This window comes from Mesorhizobium sp. M2A.F.Ca.ET.042.01.1.1, assembly GCF_003997405.1.
Taxonomy (GTDB): Bacteria; Pseudomonadota; Alphaproteobacteria; order Rhizobiales; family Rhizobiaceae; genus Mesorhizobium.
This window is the reverse complement of sequence record NZ_RZRX01000152.1, coordinates 1-15,482: the sequence shown is the minus strand read 5'-3', so window position 1 is coordinate 15,482 and position 15,482 is coordinate 1. Positions and strand designations below refer to the sequence as shown.

11 protein-coding genes and 1 pseudogene are annotated in these 15,482 nt (G+C 65.7%); 7 read left to right on the top strand and 5 right to left on the bottom strand.

Translation table 11 applies throughout. The features are described from left to right. Together EOA23_RS21780 and EOA23_RS21775 are read left to right on the top strand one after the other, a co-directional pair. Nucleotides 1-431: pseudogene (locus EOA23_RS21780) on the top strand (acetyl-coenzyme A synthetase); the annotation flags it as partial. Beyond that, nucleotides 431-1,198, top strand: coding sequence for an MOSC domain-containing protein (locus EOA23_RS21775; protein ID WP_127305656.1), 768 nt, complete (start codon nt 431-433; stop codon nt 1,196-1,198). The pseudogene EOA23_RS21780 and the gene EOA23_RS21775, both read left to right, overlap by 1 nt. 267 nt (nt 1,199-1,465) lie before the next feature. On the opposite strand, the gene EOA23_RS21770 is transcribed toward EOA23_RS21775, so the two are convergent. Together EOA23_RS21770 and EOA23_RS21765 are read right to left on the bottom strand one after the other, a co-directional pair. Continuing rightward, nucleotides 1,466-2,881: a pilus assembly protein gene (locus tag EOA23_RS21770; protein ID WP_127305655.1), complete on the bottom strand. Its 1,416-nt coding sequence runs from the start codon at nt 2,879-2,881 to the stop codon at nt 1,466-1,468. 442 nt (nt 2,882-3,323) lie between these two features. Then, nucleotides 3,324-4,193: a transglutaminase family protein gene (locus EOA23_RS21765; RefSeq protein ID WP_127305654.1), complete on the bottom strand. Its 870-nt coding sequence runs from the start codon at nt 4,191-4,193 to the stop codon at nt 3,324-3,326. Nucleotides 4,194-4,378: 185 nt separating this feature from the next. On the opposite strand from EOA23_RS21765, the gene EOA23_RS21760 reads away from it, so the two are divergent. Continuing rightward, on the top strand, nt 4,379-5,044 hold the full coding sequence (locus EOA23_RS21760; protein WP_127305653.1) for an HAD-IA family hydrolase: 666 nt from the start codon (nt 4,379-4,381) through the stop codon (nt 5,042-5,044). 369 nt (nt 5,045-5,413) lie between these two features. On the opposite strand, the gene EOA23_RS21755 is transcribed toward EOA23_RS21760, so the two are convergent. Beyond that, nucleotides 5,414-5,635: a DUF1674 domain-containing protein gene (locus EOA23_RS21755; protein WP_127305652.1), complete on the bottom strand. Its 222-nt coding sequence runs from the start codon at nt 5,633-5,635 to the stop codon at nt 5,414-5,416. Nucleotides 5,636-5,740: 105 nt separating this feature from the next. Between EOA23_RS21755 and htpX the strand changes: the two genes are divergently transcribed. The 4 genes from htpX to purH all read left to right on the top strand — a co-directional run bounded on the left by htpX (nt 5,741) and on the right by purH (nt 11,742). Continuing rightward, nucleotides 5,741-6,769 (top strand): zinc metalloprotease HtpX, encoded by a 1,029-nt coding sequence (gene htpX, locus EOA23_RS21750; protein WP_127305651.1) that lies wholly within the window; start codon nt 5,741-5,743, stop codon nt 6,767-6,769. Further along, nucleotides 6,760-8,139, top strand: a complete 1,380-nt coding sequence (locus EOA23_RS21745) for an RsmB/NOP family class I SAM-dependent RNA methyltransferase (RefSeq protein WP_127305650.1) — start codon at nt 6,760-6,762, stop codon at nt 8,137-8,139. Before htpX ends, EOA23_RS21745 begins: the two co-directional genes overlap by 10 nt. A 149-nt stretch (nt 8,140-8,288) precedes the next feature. After that, nucleotides 8,289-10,013 (top strand): heparinase II/III family protein, encoded by a 1,725-nt coding sequence (locus EOA23_RS21740; RefSeq protein ID WP_127305649.1) that lies wholly within the window; start codon nt 8,289-8,291, stop codon nt 10,011-10,013. A gap of 112 nt (nt 10,014-10,125) precedes the next feature. Continuing rightward, nucleotides 10,126-11,742 carry a bifunctional phosphoribosylaminoimidazolecarboxamide formyltransferase/IMP cyclohydrolase gene (gene purH, locus EOA23_RS21735; protein WP_127305648.1) on the top strand — a complete coding sequence of 539 codons (1,617 nt, stop codon included), beginning with the start codon at nt 10,126-10,128 and terminating at the stop codon, nt 11,740-11,742. 45 nt (nt 11,743-11,787) lie between these two features. Here the strand turns inward: purH and EOA23_RS21730 are convergent, their stop codons facing one another. After that, nucleotides 11,788-13,167 (bottom strand): MFS transporter, encoded by a 1,380-nt coding sequence (locus tag EOA23_RS21730; protein ID WP_127305647.1) that lies wholly within the window; start codon nt 13,165-13,167, stop codon nt 11,788-11,790. A 241-nt stretch (nt 13,168-13,408) separates the two neighbouring features. Further along, on the bottom strand, nt 13,409-15,482 hold a 2,074-nt coding region (locus tag EOA23_RS21725), incomplete at its 5' end, for an NAD-glutamate dehydrogenase domain-containing protein (RefSeq protein WP_189341661.1).

Below are 15,482 nucleotides of genomic sequence, written 5' to 3'. Positions count from 1 at the left end.
GCTATTACTGGATCACCGGCCGCGTCGACGACGTCATCAACGTCTCCGGCCACCGCATGGGCACGGCCGAGGTCGAGTCGGCGCTGGTCAGCCACGACAAGGTTTCCGAGGCCGCGGTCGTCGGCTATCCGCACGACATCAAGGGGCAGGGAATCTACTGCTATGTCACCCTGATGGCCGGCGAGACGGGCAGCGAGGACCTGCGCAAGGAACTCGTCGCCCATGTCCGCAAGGAGATCGGCGCCATCGCCACGCCGGACAAGATCCAGTTCGCGCCCGGCCTGCCCAAGACCCGTTCCGGCAAGATCATGCGCCGCATCCTGCGCAAGATCGCCGAGGACGATTTCGGTTCGCTGGGCGACACCTCGACCCTCGCCGACCCGGCCGTGGTCGACGACCTCGTCGTCAACCGCCAGAACAAGAAAGGCTGATGGCCGGCGAGACGATCCTCGGCTCCGTCAGCCAGCTCTGGCGCTACCCGGCGAGCTCGCTCGCCGGCGAGCGGCTCGATGCCATCTCCGTCGGGCTGAAGACCGTCGACGGCGACCGGCTGTTCGGACTGGTCGACGCTTCCGACGGCGAGATCGCCAGGCCTGACCGCGAGGCCAAATGGCACAAGGTGCCGCTTATCCGCGCCCGGCTGACCGGAGACCGGCGACTGGAAGTGGCGGTGCCTGGCGGCGGCTGGCTGCCGGCGCCCGACCCGGAAAGCGACCGCGCGATTTCAGCCTTCCTCGGCTTCGCGGCCTCCATCCGTCCGTTCGGCGCTGAGAACGCGGCGCCCGGCTATGATGGACCGCTGACCGAAGCCCGCTATGCCAAGGCGCCGATCCATCTGCTCACCACTGCCTCGCTGGCCCGCCTGAAGGCGCTGCATCCGGAGGGCACGCCCGATCCGCGCCGCTTCCGGCCCAACATCGTCGTCGACATGGCGCCGGTCGAAGGCGCCTTCCCGGAGACGGAATGGATCGGCAAGAAGCTCGCCGTCGGCGATCTCGAGCTCACCGTCTCCGAACCCTGCCGCCGCTGCGGCTTCACCATCATCGCCCAAGGCGGTTTCAGCGACGAACCCGGTTTCGACACCGACCCCGGCATCCTGCGCAACCTGGTGCGCCACAACGCCCACAATCTCGGCGTGTACTGCACCGTCGACCGGCCGGCGCGGATCGGGATCGGCGCGCCGATGCGCTTCCTCTGACCTGCCCTCTTGTCTTTTGCTGCAACGCACCCCATCATTGGGGTGTGTTCAACAAACCGAAAGGAGGTGATCCGATGTCGAGTGATTTCGTTTTCCATAACGTGAGCTCTGCGGATTGCACTTCCGGGAAGCAGTCTTCCCGTTAAGGCGCGAGACGCGCGGCAGGTAGCCCGAAGGGGTTGCCGCCAGGAGCCGCGTCATGGACGGAAACACGGAAGGCCGCCGGCTTCGTCAAGAAGCGGCGGCCTTTTCCATTTTGCACTGGCGTCAGCGGCTGATGGTCAGCTTCTCGATGTTGTGGCTGATTTCGCCAAAGGCATGGGACAGTTCGGCGCCGTTGGCGGCCTCGTAATAATGCTTGAGCGACGAGGTGTCGTCCGTCGCGCAGTCCTTCAACACGGACTTGGCCTGATCGCGTTCGGTCGCGGTCATCGCCGGATCGTTGAGATCGAAGCCGATGGTGAATATCTCGATGCCGTCGCGCTTCATGTTATCGCAGATGTTTTCGGCATTGGCGCGCGACCTCTGACCTTGATCCTGTGACCTGGACGCGCCCCGTCCGCCGGCAAAGGCTGTGTTGAACTGGCCGTCCGTCATCAGAATGGCGATCTTGGCCACCCTGTTCTGATCGAAGTTGGCGGGGCCGGCGCCTAGGCGAGCGCTCGATATAGCCGTACGCCAGGATGGCGAGAGCATGTAATAGCCCCATTGCGCGGCAATGCCGCCTGCGGTCACGCCCCCGGCCTGAAAATGATCGATCGCCGTCACCAGCTTGTCCTCATCGGCAGTAAGCGGAACCAGGGTAGCCGTGGGGCATACCTTCACACGGTAGTCGCGGTTGACCTTGGCCAGATAGATCTTGCCCTGATTGTCGCGCCGTTGCGTGTAGGGCCCGTCCGACGAGTAATCGGCGTGGCCGTCCTTGTCCTTGCGCTCGGTTGCGCAATTGTCGGACACCGTGGCGGAAACCGACACCGCGGCATCGATCGGCGGCGGCACTTTCGGCCCCATCTCTGTCTCGACGAAGACCGTGTCGGCCAGGCTGCCGGTGTTGACGGCTTCGGCATAGGGGATGATCGACACCCGAATCCGGGGATCGTTGGGATCCCGATTTTGGTCCAGGAGATCCTTGACCGTCTGTGATGCGGCGGTCTTCAGGTCGCCGATCTTGTTGGTCTTGGCGCGCCAGTCGGGAGCCATCGAACCGGTGACATCGAGCATCATCGCCACCTCCACCGTCTTGTCCGAGTAGAGCGCGGTGGTCGAAGCGGTCACGCGCCGCATGCTCTCGGTGCTGAACAGCGGAAAGAAAAGGCCGACATCGACATGCGCGTCCGCCTGCACGGTGTTGGCTGTCCTGTTGACCGTAAGCTTGTCCAGCACCACCTGGTTGGCCTGCAGGATGCCGGCGGTGCCGTTGGCGTCGAGGAATGCCTGCACCGTTTTGCTGGCGTCGGCTTCCGTGATGACGCCGAGGGTGAGATCGCGGGCCGTCGAGGTCACGGCCGCGTCGACGACGCCCTGCAAGCTCGACCTCGCATTGTAGAGTTGCGAGATGTTGACTGCGAATCCCACTCCCAGCGCGAGGACAGACACGGCAGCTCCAAACAGAACCGCGAAATTGCCTTCGCGATTCCGGGCAAAGTCGCCCACCTCACGAACGACACCTCTGAATTGCCGCATCCCTTCCGCCTCCACTGTCTGCGGCGCTGCGCCGCTCGGCAAAGGCAGTGCAGGATTTCGGCCAGACCCGGAGGGCCTGCCGCCGAAAGACGCTTAACAGGCGGTTAACGCATTGTTTCTACTGGCTTTCGGCAGATTTATAGGTGAACGGGGAGTAAACAAAAATACGCTGGCGAAGCAACCTTCATGAAGTGCTTACCATGGTCTCGACAGCTGCCGCGGCCGTTCTCGCTTCGGCACAATCGAACTGTGCCGAAGCGGGTCAGCGGCAACCATGAGCCGTGATGAACGGGTGCCGCGCTGGGTCGGTTGAGATCCAGGTCAGGCCGAGCCGAGAATGGTGGTTTCCGAAATCGGAGCGGAGAGTACTTAAAGTACGTGAGCACCGGAAGCGCAGGAAACCTCCATTCGCAGGCCGGCCTCACCTGAATCTCGACCGACCTCAAGCCAGCATCTGCGCGCTGACCGTCCGGTCGACGCCATGATGCGGAGGATTGAAGCGGTTGCCTTCCTGCTCATAGGTCCAAACCTTGAACAGGGCGAGCCGGTGCGGACCGAAACTGTGCAGCAGCGGCACGTCGGTGGCGTCGCGGCCGCGCGCGATGACGACCCGGCCGATGCGCGGCCGGTTGTGGCGCGGATCGAACGTGTACCATTTGCCGTCGAGGAAGACTTCCATCCAGGCCGAGAAGTCCATCGGCGCCGGATCGGCCGGCACGCCGATATCGCCGAGATAGCCGTTCACGTAGCGCGCCGGAATGTTCATGCATCGGCAAAGCGTGATCGCCAGATGCGCGAAATCGCGGCAGACCCCGACACGCTCCTCATGCGCCTGGGCCGCCGTGCGGGTGGCACGCGCATAGCCGTAGCCGAAGGAAAGCCGGCTGTTGACATAGTTGATGATCGCCTGGACCCGCGCCCAGCCAGGCGGCAGATGGCCGAAACGCTGCCAGGCGGTGCTGCTGAGATGATCGGTCTCGCAATAGCGGCTGCCGAGCAGATAGACCAGCACGTCGTCGGGCAGTTCCGCGACTGGCGTTTCTCGCGCCAGCGTGTTGACCTCGTCCGTCTCGCCGCTGTCCTCGATGACCGCGTCATAGAGGATGCGGAAGCTTCCGGCGGGCGCCGTGAAGCGACGGCAGATATTGCCGTGGCGGTCGTGGTAGGTCCGGGTCGGCACCGAAGGCGAGGTCAGGACCCGCGTCTGGCGCTTGATGTCGGCATGCCGGTCGGGATGGATGTCGAGAAGCGAGATGATCGGCGTCGCCGCCGCGCATTCGATGGCGATTTCATAGCCGAGCCGGATCAGCATCGCATGCCCCCTTGGTGGTTTTGCCCCTTGGCGATTTTGGAAGACAGCCTCTTCAACGCAACGGACCGGAGGTTGTTCCCGCGCGGATTCGAAATGCGCGCATCTTGCCTTCTCAGCCAGTGCTGGCCAGTCTAAACTGGATACCACGTTTCGCCCTCCCCGAAAACGATTCTCCAGGCAATCCGATGTTCGCAGGCTCAAAGTTCGCCGCCTTCCTGTTCGACATGGACGGCACGGTGCTCAATTCGATCGCCGCGGCCGAACGGGTGTGGACGAAGTGGGCGGAGCGTCACGGGCTGGACGTCGCCACCTTCCTGCCGACCATCCATGGCAAGCGGGCGATCGAGACGATCGGCGGATTGATGCTTCCGGGCGTCGATGTGGTTGCGGAAGCCGATGCGCTGCTCAAGGCCGAGGCGGACGACCTCGAAGGCATCATCCCTATCCCCGGCGCCGTCTCGTTCCTGGAATCGCTGCCGCCGGAGCGCTGGGCCATCGTCACCTCGGCGCCGCGCGAGCTGGCGCTGCTGCGCATCAAGGCGGCCGGCATCCCGGTTCCCGCCATGATGGTCACGGCCGAGGACGTGACCCATGGCAAGCCGGCGCCGGATTGTTTTCTCCTGGCGGCACAGCATCTTGGAGTCGAGGCGCGCGACTGCCTGGTCTTCGAGGATGCGCCGGCAGGCATCGCTGCGGGCGAGGCTTCCGGCGCCTCGGTGATGGTGATCAGCGCCACGCACGTCCACCCTATGGTCACGTCGCACCCGACGATCCGTTCCTACGATGAAATCAGCATTGCGACTGACGACAGTGGTTTCATCGTTTTGTCGCCTACCCAGGCGGCGGCCTAAGTTCCATACAGGGACTTTGACGGGATTGCAGGCTTGTCGGCAGGTGAGATTTTCACCGTTCGTTTCGCCAAATCAACCAAACCTTCGAGATCGGCCGAAGCTTACGAATTTCGTCATCCACGGGCGGAGCGACGCGCAGCGGAGCGCAGACCCGAGGATCCATTCCGTGACCTTGGCCGAGGAATGCAGCGGAGCAGAATTCTGGACCGCCGAAACGCCTCGACGTCACGGAATGGATCCTATGGTCTGCGCGCGTCGCTTCGCTCCTTGCTTCGCCATAGGATGAAGTGACGGACCTTCCACCAATCATCAACGCATGCAATCCGCGTGACAATTATTCGGCAGACTCCGCTCGGGAATCGGTTCCTGTCAGAAGTCGGTGGCGAGGCCCTTCACTTCCCAATCGCCATAGCGGCCGGGTTCCTTGCCGCCGCGGCCGCCGATTTCCTTCGGCAATTTTGCCTCGGCCTCGCGATATTCCCTGCGCCTGGCCTCGGCCTCCGCCAGCGCGCGGCTCGCGGCCGGCGTCAGCATCTTTCGCGGCCGCTCGCCATCGCCCGCGGTTTCGGTCTTGTTGGTCAGTTCGGTCATGCGATATTCCCTGCCGATTGAAACGGGGCCCGGCCTTTCCCATCATATAGCCATGACCACAAAAGGATCGACCCCAATTCTCCATCGCCTTGGACGGACGACACGATGAACACGCTTCGCACCGCAATGCTGCTAGCCGCGATGACGGCGCTGTTCATGGGCGTCGGCTATCTGATCGGCGGCTCGGGCGGCATGGTCATCGCGCTTTTGATCGCCGCCGGCACCAATTTGTTCAGCTACTGGAACGCCGACAAGATGGTGCTGTCGATGAACCGCGCCATCGAGGTCGACGAGAAGAATGCGCCCGAATATTACGCGATCGTCCAGGCGCTGGCCAAGCAGGCCGGCCTGCCGATGCCGAAGACCTATCTGATCGACAACCCGCAGCCCAACGCCTTCGCCACCGGCCGCAATCCCGAGAATGCCGCGGTGGCCGCATCCACCGGCCTGCTCCAGCGACTCTCCCACGAGGAGGTTGCGGCGGTGATGGCGCATGAGCTTGCCCATGTGCAGCATCGCGACACGCTGACCATGACGATCGTGGCGACGCTTGCCGGCGCGATTTCGATGCTCGGCAATTTCGCCTTCTTCCTTGGAGGCAGCCGCGACAACAACAATTCCTTCGGCTTCGTCGGCGTGCTTGTGGCGATGATCGTTGCGCCCTTCGCCGCCATGATCGTGCAGATGGCGGTGAGCCGCACCCGCGAATACGAGGCCGACCGGCGCGGCGCCGAGATCTGCGGCAATCCGCTGTGGCTGGCCTCGGCGCTCGCCAAGATCGCGCGCGGCGCGGAGCAGATCCCCAATGAGGATGCCGAGCGCAACCCGGCGATGGCGCATCTTTTCATCATCAACCCCCTGCATGGCGAACGCATGGACAATCTGTTCTCGACCCATCCGAGCACCGAGAACCGCATCGCCGCGCTGCAGGAGATGGCAAGCGAGATGGGTCGTGCGTCGCCAGCCAATCGGCGCGAGGCTTCCGCGCCGCCCATCCAGCCCGAGGAGGCGTCGGCCGGTCCATGGGGTAAGCGGACGGAACCCGCCCCGCCTGCCGAACCACCGCAGCCGAAACCCAATCCCTGGGGCCGTAACCCGACCGGACCGCGCCGGTCGAAAGGTCCCTGGTCGTGACGCCGCCGAGGCGCGGACAGCCAGGCAATGCGCAGCACAAGGCCGGTGACGAGATAGCCGGTCTTGCCGCGCGTAAGGCGGCGGCGCGTCTGCTTGCCGCCGTCATCGATGCCCGCACGCCGTTGGACGGGCTGACCGACAACGAGCACGGCCACCCGCAATACAAGGTGCTGGACGGCCGCGACCGCGCGCTGGTGCGGGCCATCCTGGTGACCGCGCTGCGCCACCGCATGACCATTGCCGGGCTTCTGTCCAAAAGGCTGGAAAAGCCCCTGCCCGCCAATGCCACTGCGCTCTCGCATATCCTCAATGTCGCCGCCGCGCAGATCCTGTTCCTCGACGTTCCCGACAGCGCCGCCGTCTACCTTGCCGTCACCCACGCTAAATCCGATCCGCGTACCACCCGCTTCTCCGGCCTCGTCAACGGCGTGCTGCGTTCGCTGGCCCGCGCCAAGGACGCCGAGCTTGGCCCGGCGCTTGCCGCGACCAGCGAGGCGCCGCAATGGTTTGCCGAGCGGCTGACCGCCGCCTACGGAGCCGACAAGGCGCGTGCCATTCTTGCCGCGCATCGCCACGAGGCGCCGGTCGATTTCACCGTCAAGGCCGATCCAGCGCTTTGGGCCGAGCGCCTTGGCGGCATCGTTCTGCCGACCGGCACGGTGCGTGTCGAAAAGCTGTCGGCCAATGTCATCGACCTGCCCGGCTTCGCCGACGGGGCCTGGTGGGTGCAGGACACGGCCGCAAGCCTGCCGGCGCGCCTGTTCGGCGACATAAGTGGCCAGCGCGTCGCCGACCTCTGCGCCGCGCCCGGCGGCAAGACGGCGCAGCTCATCTTGGCCGGCGCCAACGTCACCGCGGTCGACACCTCGAAGAACCGGCTGGCGCGGCTGAAGCAGAATCTCGACCGCCTCGGCCTGACGGCCGATCTGGTCCAGACCGACCTCATTGATTACCGGCCGGCGGAACTGTTCGACGCCGTGCTGCTCGACGCGCCCTGCTCCTCGACCGGAACCGTGCGTCGCCATCCCGATGTGCCCTGGACCAAGACCATGGTGGATGTCGAAAAGCTCGCCGCTCTCCAGCGTCGCCTCCTTGCCCATGCCGTCGGTCTCGTCAGGCCCGGCGGCCGCATCGTCTTTTCCAACTGCTCGCTCGACCCGATCGAAGGCGAGGAGCTTTACCGCGCCTTCCTTGCCGAAACCCCCGGGGTGATCGACGACCCGATCCACCCGGGCGAGTTCGCCGAGGTCGATCCGTTCCTTACATCTGCGGGCACGCTGCGCACGACGCCCGCCGACCTAATGCTTGAATCGCCGGGGATTTCCGGTCTGGACGGCTTCTTCGCGGTCCGGATGAGACGGGCTGGTTGAGTCGTTATCCCGCAAAAACGTGCTGACTTTTTTAGGGATCGGTACCGGCAAAGCGGCGTGAAGTGGTTCACTTCGGCGAAATCCGCCTTCGCATAAGTTCTTGAATCGCATAAGCTTGCGCTTGGGTAATGGGGACATCTGGAGGGCTATTGGCACTTGTTGCCGGCAACACGACGCGTCTTTGGACGCTCGTCGCGAAGGAGTTCTGGCGCAAGACGCGCCGGCGTTTGCGCGCCGGTCCGGTCTATCGCTGGCGCTATTCCGGCCGCACGCCCGAACGCGTCCTGATCGCCCCGCCGGATTTGCGGCTCGCCGATCCGCAGATCGCGCTGGAGATTTATTACGGCCGCTACCCGCTGTCCGGCCATCTGGTCGAGACCGGCGGCACCTCGCCCTTTCAGCTGGACGTGCCCAATCGCGGCTGGCAGAAGTCGCTGCATGGCTTCCGCTGGCTGCGCCATATGCGCGCCGCCGGCACCGAGCTCGCCGCCGCCAACGCCAGGGCGCTCGTCACCGACTGGATCGCCATGCACGGGAACCAGATTTCGGGCATCGCCTGGGAGCCTGGAACGACGGCCAAGCGCGTGATCGCCTGGCTGCAGCATTCCTCGGTGGTGCTGCAAGGCGCCGAATTCCCGTTCTATCGCGCCTTCCTCAAATCGCTTGCCGTGCAGATTCGCTACCTGCGCTCGGTGGCGCGTGAGATGCCGGACGGCGAGGCCAGGCTGCGCGCCCGCATCGCGCTCGCCTTCGCCGCGCTGTCGCTGCCGGCGCCGGCTTCGGCGCTGCGTTCCGCGACGCGCAACCTGGCCGAGGAGCTGGAGCATCAGATCCTGCCCGATGGCGGCCACATCTCGCGCAAGCCGATGGCGGTGCTGGAGCTGCTCGCCGATCTCCTGCCGCTGCGCCAGACCTATGCCAACCAGGCCGAGGCGCCGCCGGCGGCCCTGATCGGCGCCATTGACCGGATGTTGCCGGCGCTGCGCTTTTTCCGCCATCAGGACGGCAGCCTGGCTCGCTTCAACGGCATGGGCGCCACCATCCATGACCGCATCGCCACCATCCTGCGCCATGACGACACGGTGGGCGCGCCGCTGCTGCACGCGCCGCATTCCGGCTATGAGCGCCTTTCGATGGGCGGCGTGACGGTGATCGCCGACACCGGCCTGCCGCCGCCGATCGACGTCTCCAACGCCGCGCATGCCGGCTGTCTCGCCTTCGAGCTCTCCTCCGGGCGCCAGCACTTCATCGTCAATGCCGGCATCGACACCTACGGCGCCCCGGAATTCCGGCCTCTGGCGCGCGCCACCGCCGCGCATTCGACCGCCACGATCAACGACACCTCGTCGGCGCGCTTCAGCCACTCGCTGCGCGTCAGCGACCTTTTGGGCTCGCCGCTGATCGGCGGCCCGCAGCATGTGCCCTGCAAGCGCCTCGACCAGAAGGGCATGCAGGGCTTCGTCGCGCGCCATGACGGCTATGTCCTGCAATTCGGCTTCCTGCACGAGCGCGAGTTGAAGCTCGGCACGAACGGCAACGTGCTTGCCGGCCGCGACCGTTTCCTGCGCCCGGGCAATGCCGCGATCCGCAACAACGGCCGCGACTTCGTCACGGTGCGCTTCCACGTCCACCCCGATATCAGCCTGCTGCAGGACGATCACGACCGGCTGACCCTTGCCGCCGCGCAGGGCGACAGCTGGGTCTTCACCTGCGCGGAAGTGGTGCCGGAGGTCGAGGAATCGATCTATTTCGCCGGCCTGAGCGGCCCGCGCCGCAGCCGGCAGATCGTGCTCGCCTTCAAGGCCTCGGAGATTGCCGAGGTCCACTGGCAGCTGACTCGCACCCATATCGCCGGCTATCCCGAAAACAACTGAGCCTGCCCCCCAAACGCGGCTGCGCGCCTGATCCCGGATTCACTTGATTTCCGGGGCTCATATGCTAGGGCCGGCCAACGTCCCTTCCAACAGCTCTGAAAGGCCGCCCGCCATGGCTGTGCCCACAAAAAACATTCCGGCGCCGGATCTCGTTCCGGTGCGCCGGGCCCTGCTTTCCGTCTTCGACAAGACCGGCCTGGTCGACTTTGCCAAGGCGCTCGCCGCCGCCGGCGTCGAACTGGTTTCGACGGGCGGCACGGCAAAGACCATCGCCGAGGCCGGCCTTGCGGTGCGCGATGTTTCCGAGCTCACCGGCTTTCCCGAGATCATGGACGGCCGGGTGAAGACCTTGCATCCTTCGGTGCATGGCGCGCTGCTCGGCATCCGCGACGATGCCGAGCATGCCAAGGCCATGCGCGATCATCACATCGAGCCGATCGACCTCGTCGTCTCGAACCTCTACCCGTTCGAGGAGGTGCGCCGCTCCGGCGCCGGCTATGCCTCGATCGTCGAGAACATCGACATCGGCGGGCCGGCGATGATCCGCGCCTCGGCCAAGAACCACGCCTATGTCGCCATCGTCACCGACCCGGCCGATTATGCTTCGGTGGTCAACGCATTGGAGATGAACCTCGGCTCGCTGTCGCTCGACTTCCGCAAGAAGCTGGCGGCCAAGGCCTTTGCCCGCACCGCCACTTATGACGCGGCGATTTCCGGATGGTTCGCCGAGGAGCTCCAGATCGAGCACCCGACATGGCGCGCTTTCGGCGGCCGGCTCGACCAGGTGATGCGCTATGGCGAGAACCCGCATCAGAATGCGGGCTTCTACCTGTCGGGCGACAAGCGGCCGGGCGTGGCGACGGCAAAGCAGTTGCAGGGCAAGCAGCTCTCCTACAACAACATCAACGACACCGACGCCGCCTTCGAGCTGGTCGGCGAGTTCGATCCGGCCCGCTCGGCGGCGATCGCAATCATCAAGCATGCCAACCCCTGTGGCGTCGCCGAAGGCTCGTCGCTGAAGGCAGCCTACGCCAAGGCGCTGGCCTGCGACCCGGTCTCGGCCTTCGGCGGCATCGTCGCCATGAACCGCATCCTCGATGCGGAAGCCGCGGAAGAGATCGTGAAGACCTTCACCGAGGTGATCATCGCGCCCGACGTCGCCGATGAAGCCGCCGCGATCGTCGCGGCGAAGAAAAATTTGCGCCTTCTGGTCACCGGCGGCCTGCCCGACCCGCGCGTCGCCGGCACGACGGTGAAGTCGGTCGCCGGCGGATTGCTTGTTCAAAGCCGCGACAACGCCGTGGTCGACGACCTCGAGCTGAAAGTGGTGACCAAGCGCGCGCCGACGCCGGCGGAACTGGCCGATCTCAAATTCGCCTTCCGCGTTGCCAAGCACGTGAAGTCCAACGCCATCGTCTATGCCAGGGACGGGGCGACGGTCGGCATCGGCGCCGGCCAGATGAGCCGCGTCGATTCCTCGCGCATCGCCGCCCGCAAGGCGCTCGACGCGGCGGCAGCCGCCGGCCTCGCCGAACCGCTGACCAAGGGTTCGGTCGTCGCCTCCGACGCCTTCTTCCCCTTCGCCGACGGGCTCTTGTCGGCGATCGAGGCCGGCGCCACTGCGGTGATCCAGCCCGGCGGCTCGATGCGCGACGACGACGTCATCGCCGCCGCCGACGAGCACGGCATAGCCATGGTGTTCACGGGCGTAAGGCATTTCAGGCATTGAGCCATCTTCCCCTTCTCCCCTTGTGGGAGAAGGGGAGAAGGCGCACTATCCCTTCGGCTTGTCCGCCGGATAGGGCGTTCCGACCAGTATCGCCATGCCGATGCCTAGGAACAGGATGATCGCCGCCATGCCGAGCCGCGGCGAATCGCTCATCGTGGTGATGCTTGCAATCATGAAGGGCGCCAGGAAGCTGGTCGCCCGCCCTGCCAATGCGTAGATGCCGAAATAGCGCCCTGACTCCGCGGCGGTGACGCTGCGCGCCATATAGGATCGCGACGACGCCTGCACCGGCCCGAAGGCGAGCCCGATCAGCAGCCCGTACAGGATATAAGCCTTTTCGGCCGCGGTGCCGAACAGTCCGCCGGAATCGGTTGTCGGAAGTGGGATCAGGCCGAGCAGCGTGAAGCCCGGGCCGGTCGAGACGACGCCGATCGTGGCGACCGACAGCATCACCAGTGCAATCATCACGACATGCTTCGAGCCGAACGCGGTATCGAGCCGCGCCGCGATCCAGCAGCCGAAGATGGCAACGATGTTGAGGATGATGCCGAACAGGCCGATCTCGGTGATCGACCAGTGGAACATGCCGGCCGCGAAGGTGCCGCCGAGCGCCAGCAGCGCATTGACGCCGTCCTGATAGATCATGCGCGCCAGCAGGAAGCGCAGGATGCCGCTGCGCTGACGCACCTCGGCGAGCGTCGACTTCAATTCGGACAACCCCTCGCGCACCGCCGGCCCGATCGGGATGCCCTTGGTGGCGTCGGGCGTGAAGAAGAACATCGGCAGGATGAATAGGAAATACCAGCCGGCCGACATCGGCCCGGTGAAGCGCGCATCCTCGCCGAGCTTCGGGTCGAGCCCGAACAAGGGATCGAGGCCGATGAGCGTCTTGCCGGTGTCCAGATTGCCGGCCAGGAACAGCACGACGAAGATCAGCGCCACCATGCCGCCGAGATAGCCGAGCCCCCAGGCGACATTGGAGATGCGGCCGATCTCTTCCTTCGGCACCAGCCGCGGCATCATGGAATCGTTGAACACAGTCGAGAATTCGGCCGCAACGGAAGCCAGCGAAAACAACAGCACGACCAGGAACAGGTTCGAGCCGGGTGCCGCGAACCACAGCAGGCTGAGGCTGACGATCTTGATCGTTGCGAAGAAAGCGATCCAGGGCTTGCGCGGCCCGGTCTGATCGGCGATCGAGCCGAGCACCGGCGACAACACCGCAATGACCAGCCCCGCCGCGGCGATGCCGTAACCCCAGGCGGCCTGCCCGGCGGTCGGGTCGCTCGCCATGCGCGAGACGAAATAGGGTCCGAAGATGAAGGTGGTGACGACGGTGAAGAAAGGCTGCGCCGCCCAGTCGAAGAACATCCAGCCCCAGATGCCGCGCCCCGATGCCCGCTGCACTGTCTCTACTGCCGCCATGCTGATTCCCTCGGGCCGCTCGTGCCGGGCGCCATGTCTGCATGTTTTCCGGCGGTGGCGCAACAAGCGCCAGTTCCTCGCCCCACGAAGTGGGGAGAGGTGGCTCGCGCAGCCGAGACGGAGAGGGGAATGCGACGATTGAAGTCGGGTTCATCCGTTGCGGGAGGGGCCTCGCCCTACGAAGCCCCCTCTCCGCCTCGCTGCGCTCGGCACCTCTCCCCATTTCGTGGGGCGAGGAACTTCACATCCCCGTCAGGTCGGTCATCAGCCCGGACGCCACCGAGAGCCGCGACACGGTGATGTCGCCGCCTTCGGTCAGCGCCTGCAGCCGCTCGCGGATGCGCGCGACGCGCTCGCCGCCGGCCTCCAGCCACGCCGCGACCGGATCCGCCGCCGCGCCGTGCGCCGTCAGAGCCGCCACCGCGATGCCGCGACGCGCGACGCCGATCGTGTCGGTCGCGCGTGACAGCGCCAGCTGGTCGTAATAGTCGGGCGGCATGATCGAGCGCGCCGCTTCCTCGACGCGCGGGATGCGGAAGGCGTCGCTGACGGCGAAGAAGGCCTTGGCCGCGCTGACGATGTCGGCATTGGCGGTGCGCGCGGTGAGCGCGACGTCGGGGATCAGCTCGGCCACCTCGGCCAAAGCGAGCTGGCCGGCGAGCTTCTCCGGAGCGCCGCCCTTGAACAGGCTGTGCCGCCGCTCCTCGATCCGCTCGCGCGAGAAAGCCGGCAGCAGCGAGACGAGCTTCGGCTCGAGCGCCTTGCGGGCCTCCTGCAGCTCGGCGATGCGCTGGCCGAGCGGCGCGGAGCCGGCTTCGTTCTTCAGGTACCAGCCGCTGGTCACAAAGATGAGCCGGCTGACGGACTGGTAGAGATCGAGCTGGGTCTGCCCGTCGATCTGGTTGTCGAGCGCGTCGATCTCGCGATAGAGCGCCGGCAGCGCAAAGCCGTCGCGGACCACGGCGAAGGTGCGCACGACATCGGCCGCCGGCCGCCCGGTGGCTTCCTGCAGCCGGTTGACGAAGGATGGCCCACCGCGATTGACGAGATCGTTTGCCACGACGCGGGCGATGATCTCGCGCCGCAGCCTGTGGTCGCGGATTTCGCCGGCGAATTTCTTGGCCATGCGCTCCGGGAAATAGCCCATCAGGTCGCGGTCGAAATGCGGCTCGTCCGGCACGTCGCTGGCGACGATGTCGGAGAACAGCACGATCTTGGCATAGGCGAGCAGCACGCCGAGCTCGGCCCTGGTCAGCGGCTCGCCGAGCGCGAGGCGCGCGGCGAGCGCCGCCGGCGAAGGCAGCGTCTCGACGGCGCGGTCGAGCAGGCCGCGCGCCTCCAGCGCTGTCATGAAGCGGGCCTGGTGCGCGATGTCGGCAAGCCCCCGCTTGCGCGCGAGCGACAGCGCAAGCGTCTGCTGGTAGTTGTTGGAGAGCACCAGCGCGCTCACCTCGTCGGTCATCTCGGCGAGCAGCTTGTTGCGCGCCGGCCGCGTCAGCGAGCCTTTGCGCATGGCGGAAGCCAGCGCGATCTTGATGTTGACCTCCACGTCGGAGCAGTTCACGCCGCCCGAATTGTCGATGGCATCCGAGTTGCAGCGGCCGCCATTCATGCCGAACTCGATGCGCGCCCGTTGCGTGACGCCGAGATTGGCGCCCTCGCCGATGACCTTCGCCCGGACATCGAGCGCGGTGACGCGGATGGCGTCGTTGGCGCGGTCGCCGACATCCTGATTGCTTTCGCCGGAAGCCCGCACATAGGTGCCGATGCCGCCGAACCACAGAAGGTCGACCGGCGCCTTGAGGATGGCGCTCAGGATCTCGACGGGCGTCGCCGTGGTCTTGGCGAGCCCGATCGCGGCGGCGGCCGCCTGCGGCAGCGTGATCGATTTCTGGTTGCGCGAGACGATGACGCCGCCTTCCGACAGCTTCGACTTGTCATAGTCCTGCCAGGATGAGCGCGGCAGGGCGAACATGCGCTGGCGCTCGGCCATCGATGCCGCCATGTCCGGATCGGGATCGATGAAGATGTCGCGATGATCGAAGGCGGCGATCAGCCTGGTGGCGGGCGACAACAGCATGCCGTTGCCGAACACGTCGCCCGACATGTCGCCGACGCCGACGACGCTGAAGGGCTCAGCCTGGATGTCGCGGTTCATCTCGCGGAAATGCCGCTTCACCGCTTCCCAGGCGCCCTTGGCGGTGATGCCCATCTTCTTGTGGTCGTAGCCGGCCGAGCCGCCGCTGGCGAAGGCATCGTCCAGCCAGAAGTGATGCTTCTCCGAAATGGCGTTGGCCGTGTCGGAGAAGGTTGCC

Coding starts and splice junctions, on each gene's coding strand:
- EOA23_RS21775 (WP_127305656.1), top strand. CDS start 431: ATGGCCGGCGAGACGATCCTCGGCTCCGTCAGCCAGCTCTGGCGCTAC.
- EOA23_RS21770 (WP_127305655.1), bottom strand. CDS start 2,881: ATGCGGCAATTCAGAGGTGTCGTTCGTGAGGTGGGCGACTTTGCCCGG.
- EOA23_RS21765 (WP_127305654.1), bottom strand. CDS start 4,193: ATGCTGATCCGGCTCGGCTATGAAATCGCCATCGAATGCGCGGCGGCG.
- EOA23_RS21760 (WP_127305653.1), top strand. CDS start 4,379: ATGTTCGCAGGCTCAAAGTTCGCCGCCTTCCTGTTCGACATGGACGGC.
- EOA23_RS21755 (WP_127305652.1), bottom strand. CDS start 5,635: ATGACCGAACTGACCAACAAGACCGAAACCGCGGGCGATGGCGAGCGG.
- htpX (WP_127305651.1), top strand. CDS start 5,741: ATGAACACGCTTCGCACCGCAATGCTGCTAGCCGCGATGACGGCGCTG.
- purH (WP_127305648.1), top strand. CDS start 10,126: ATGGCTGTGCCCACAAAAAACATTCCGGCGCCGGATCTCGTTCCGGTG.
- EOA23_RS21730 (WP_127305647.1), bottom strand. CDS start 13,167: ATGGCGGCAGTAGAGACAGTGCAGCGGGCATCGGGGCGCGGCATCTGG.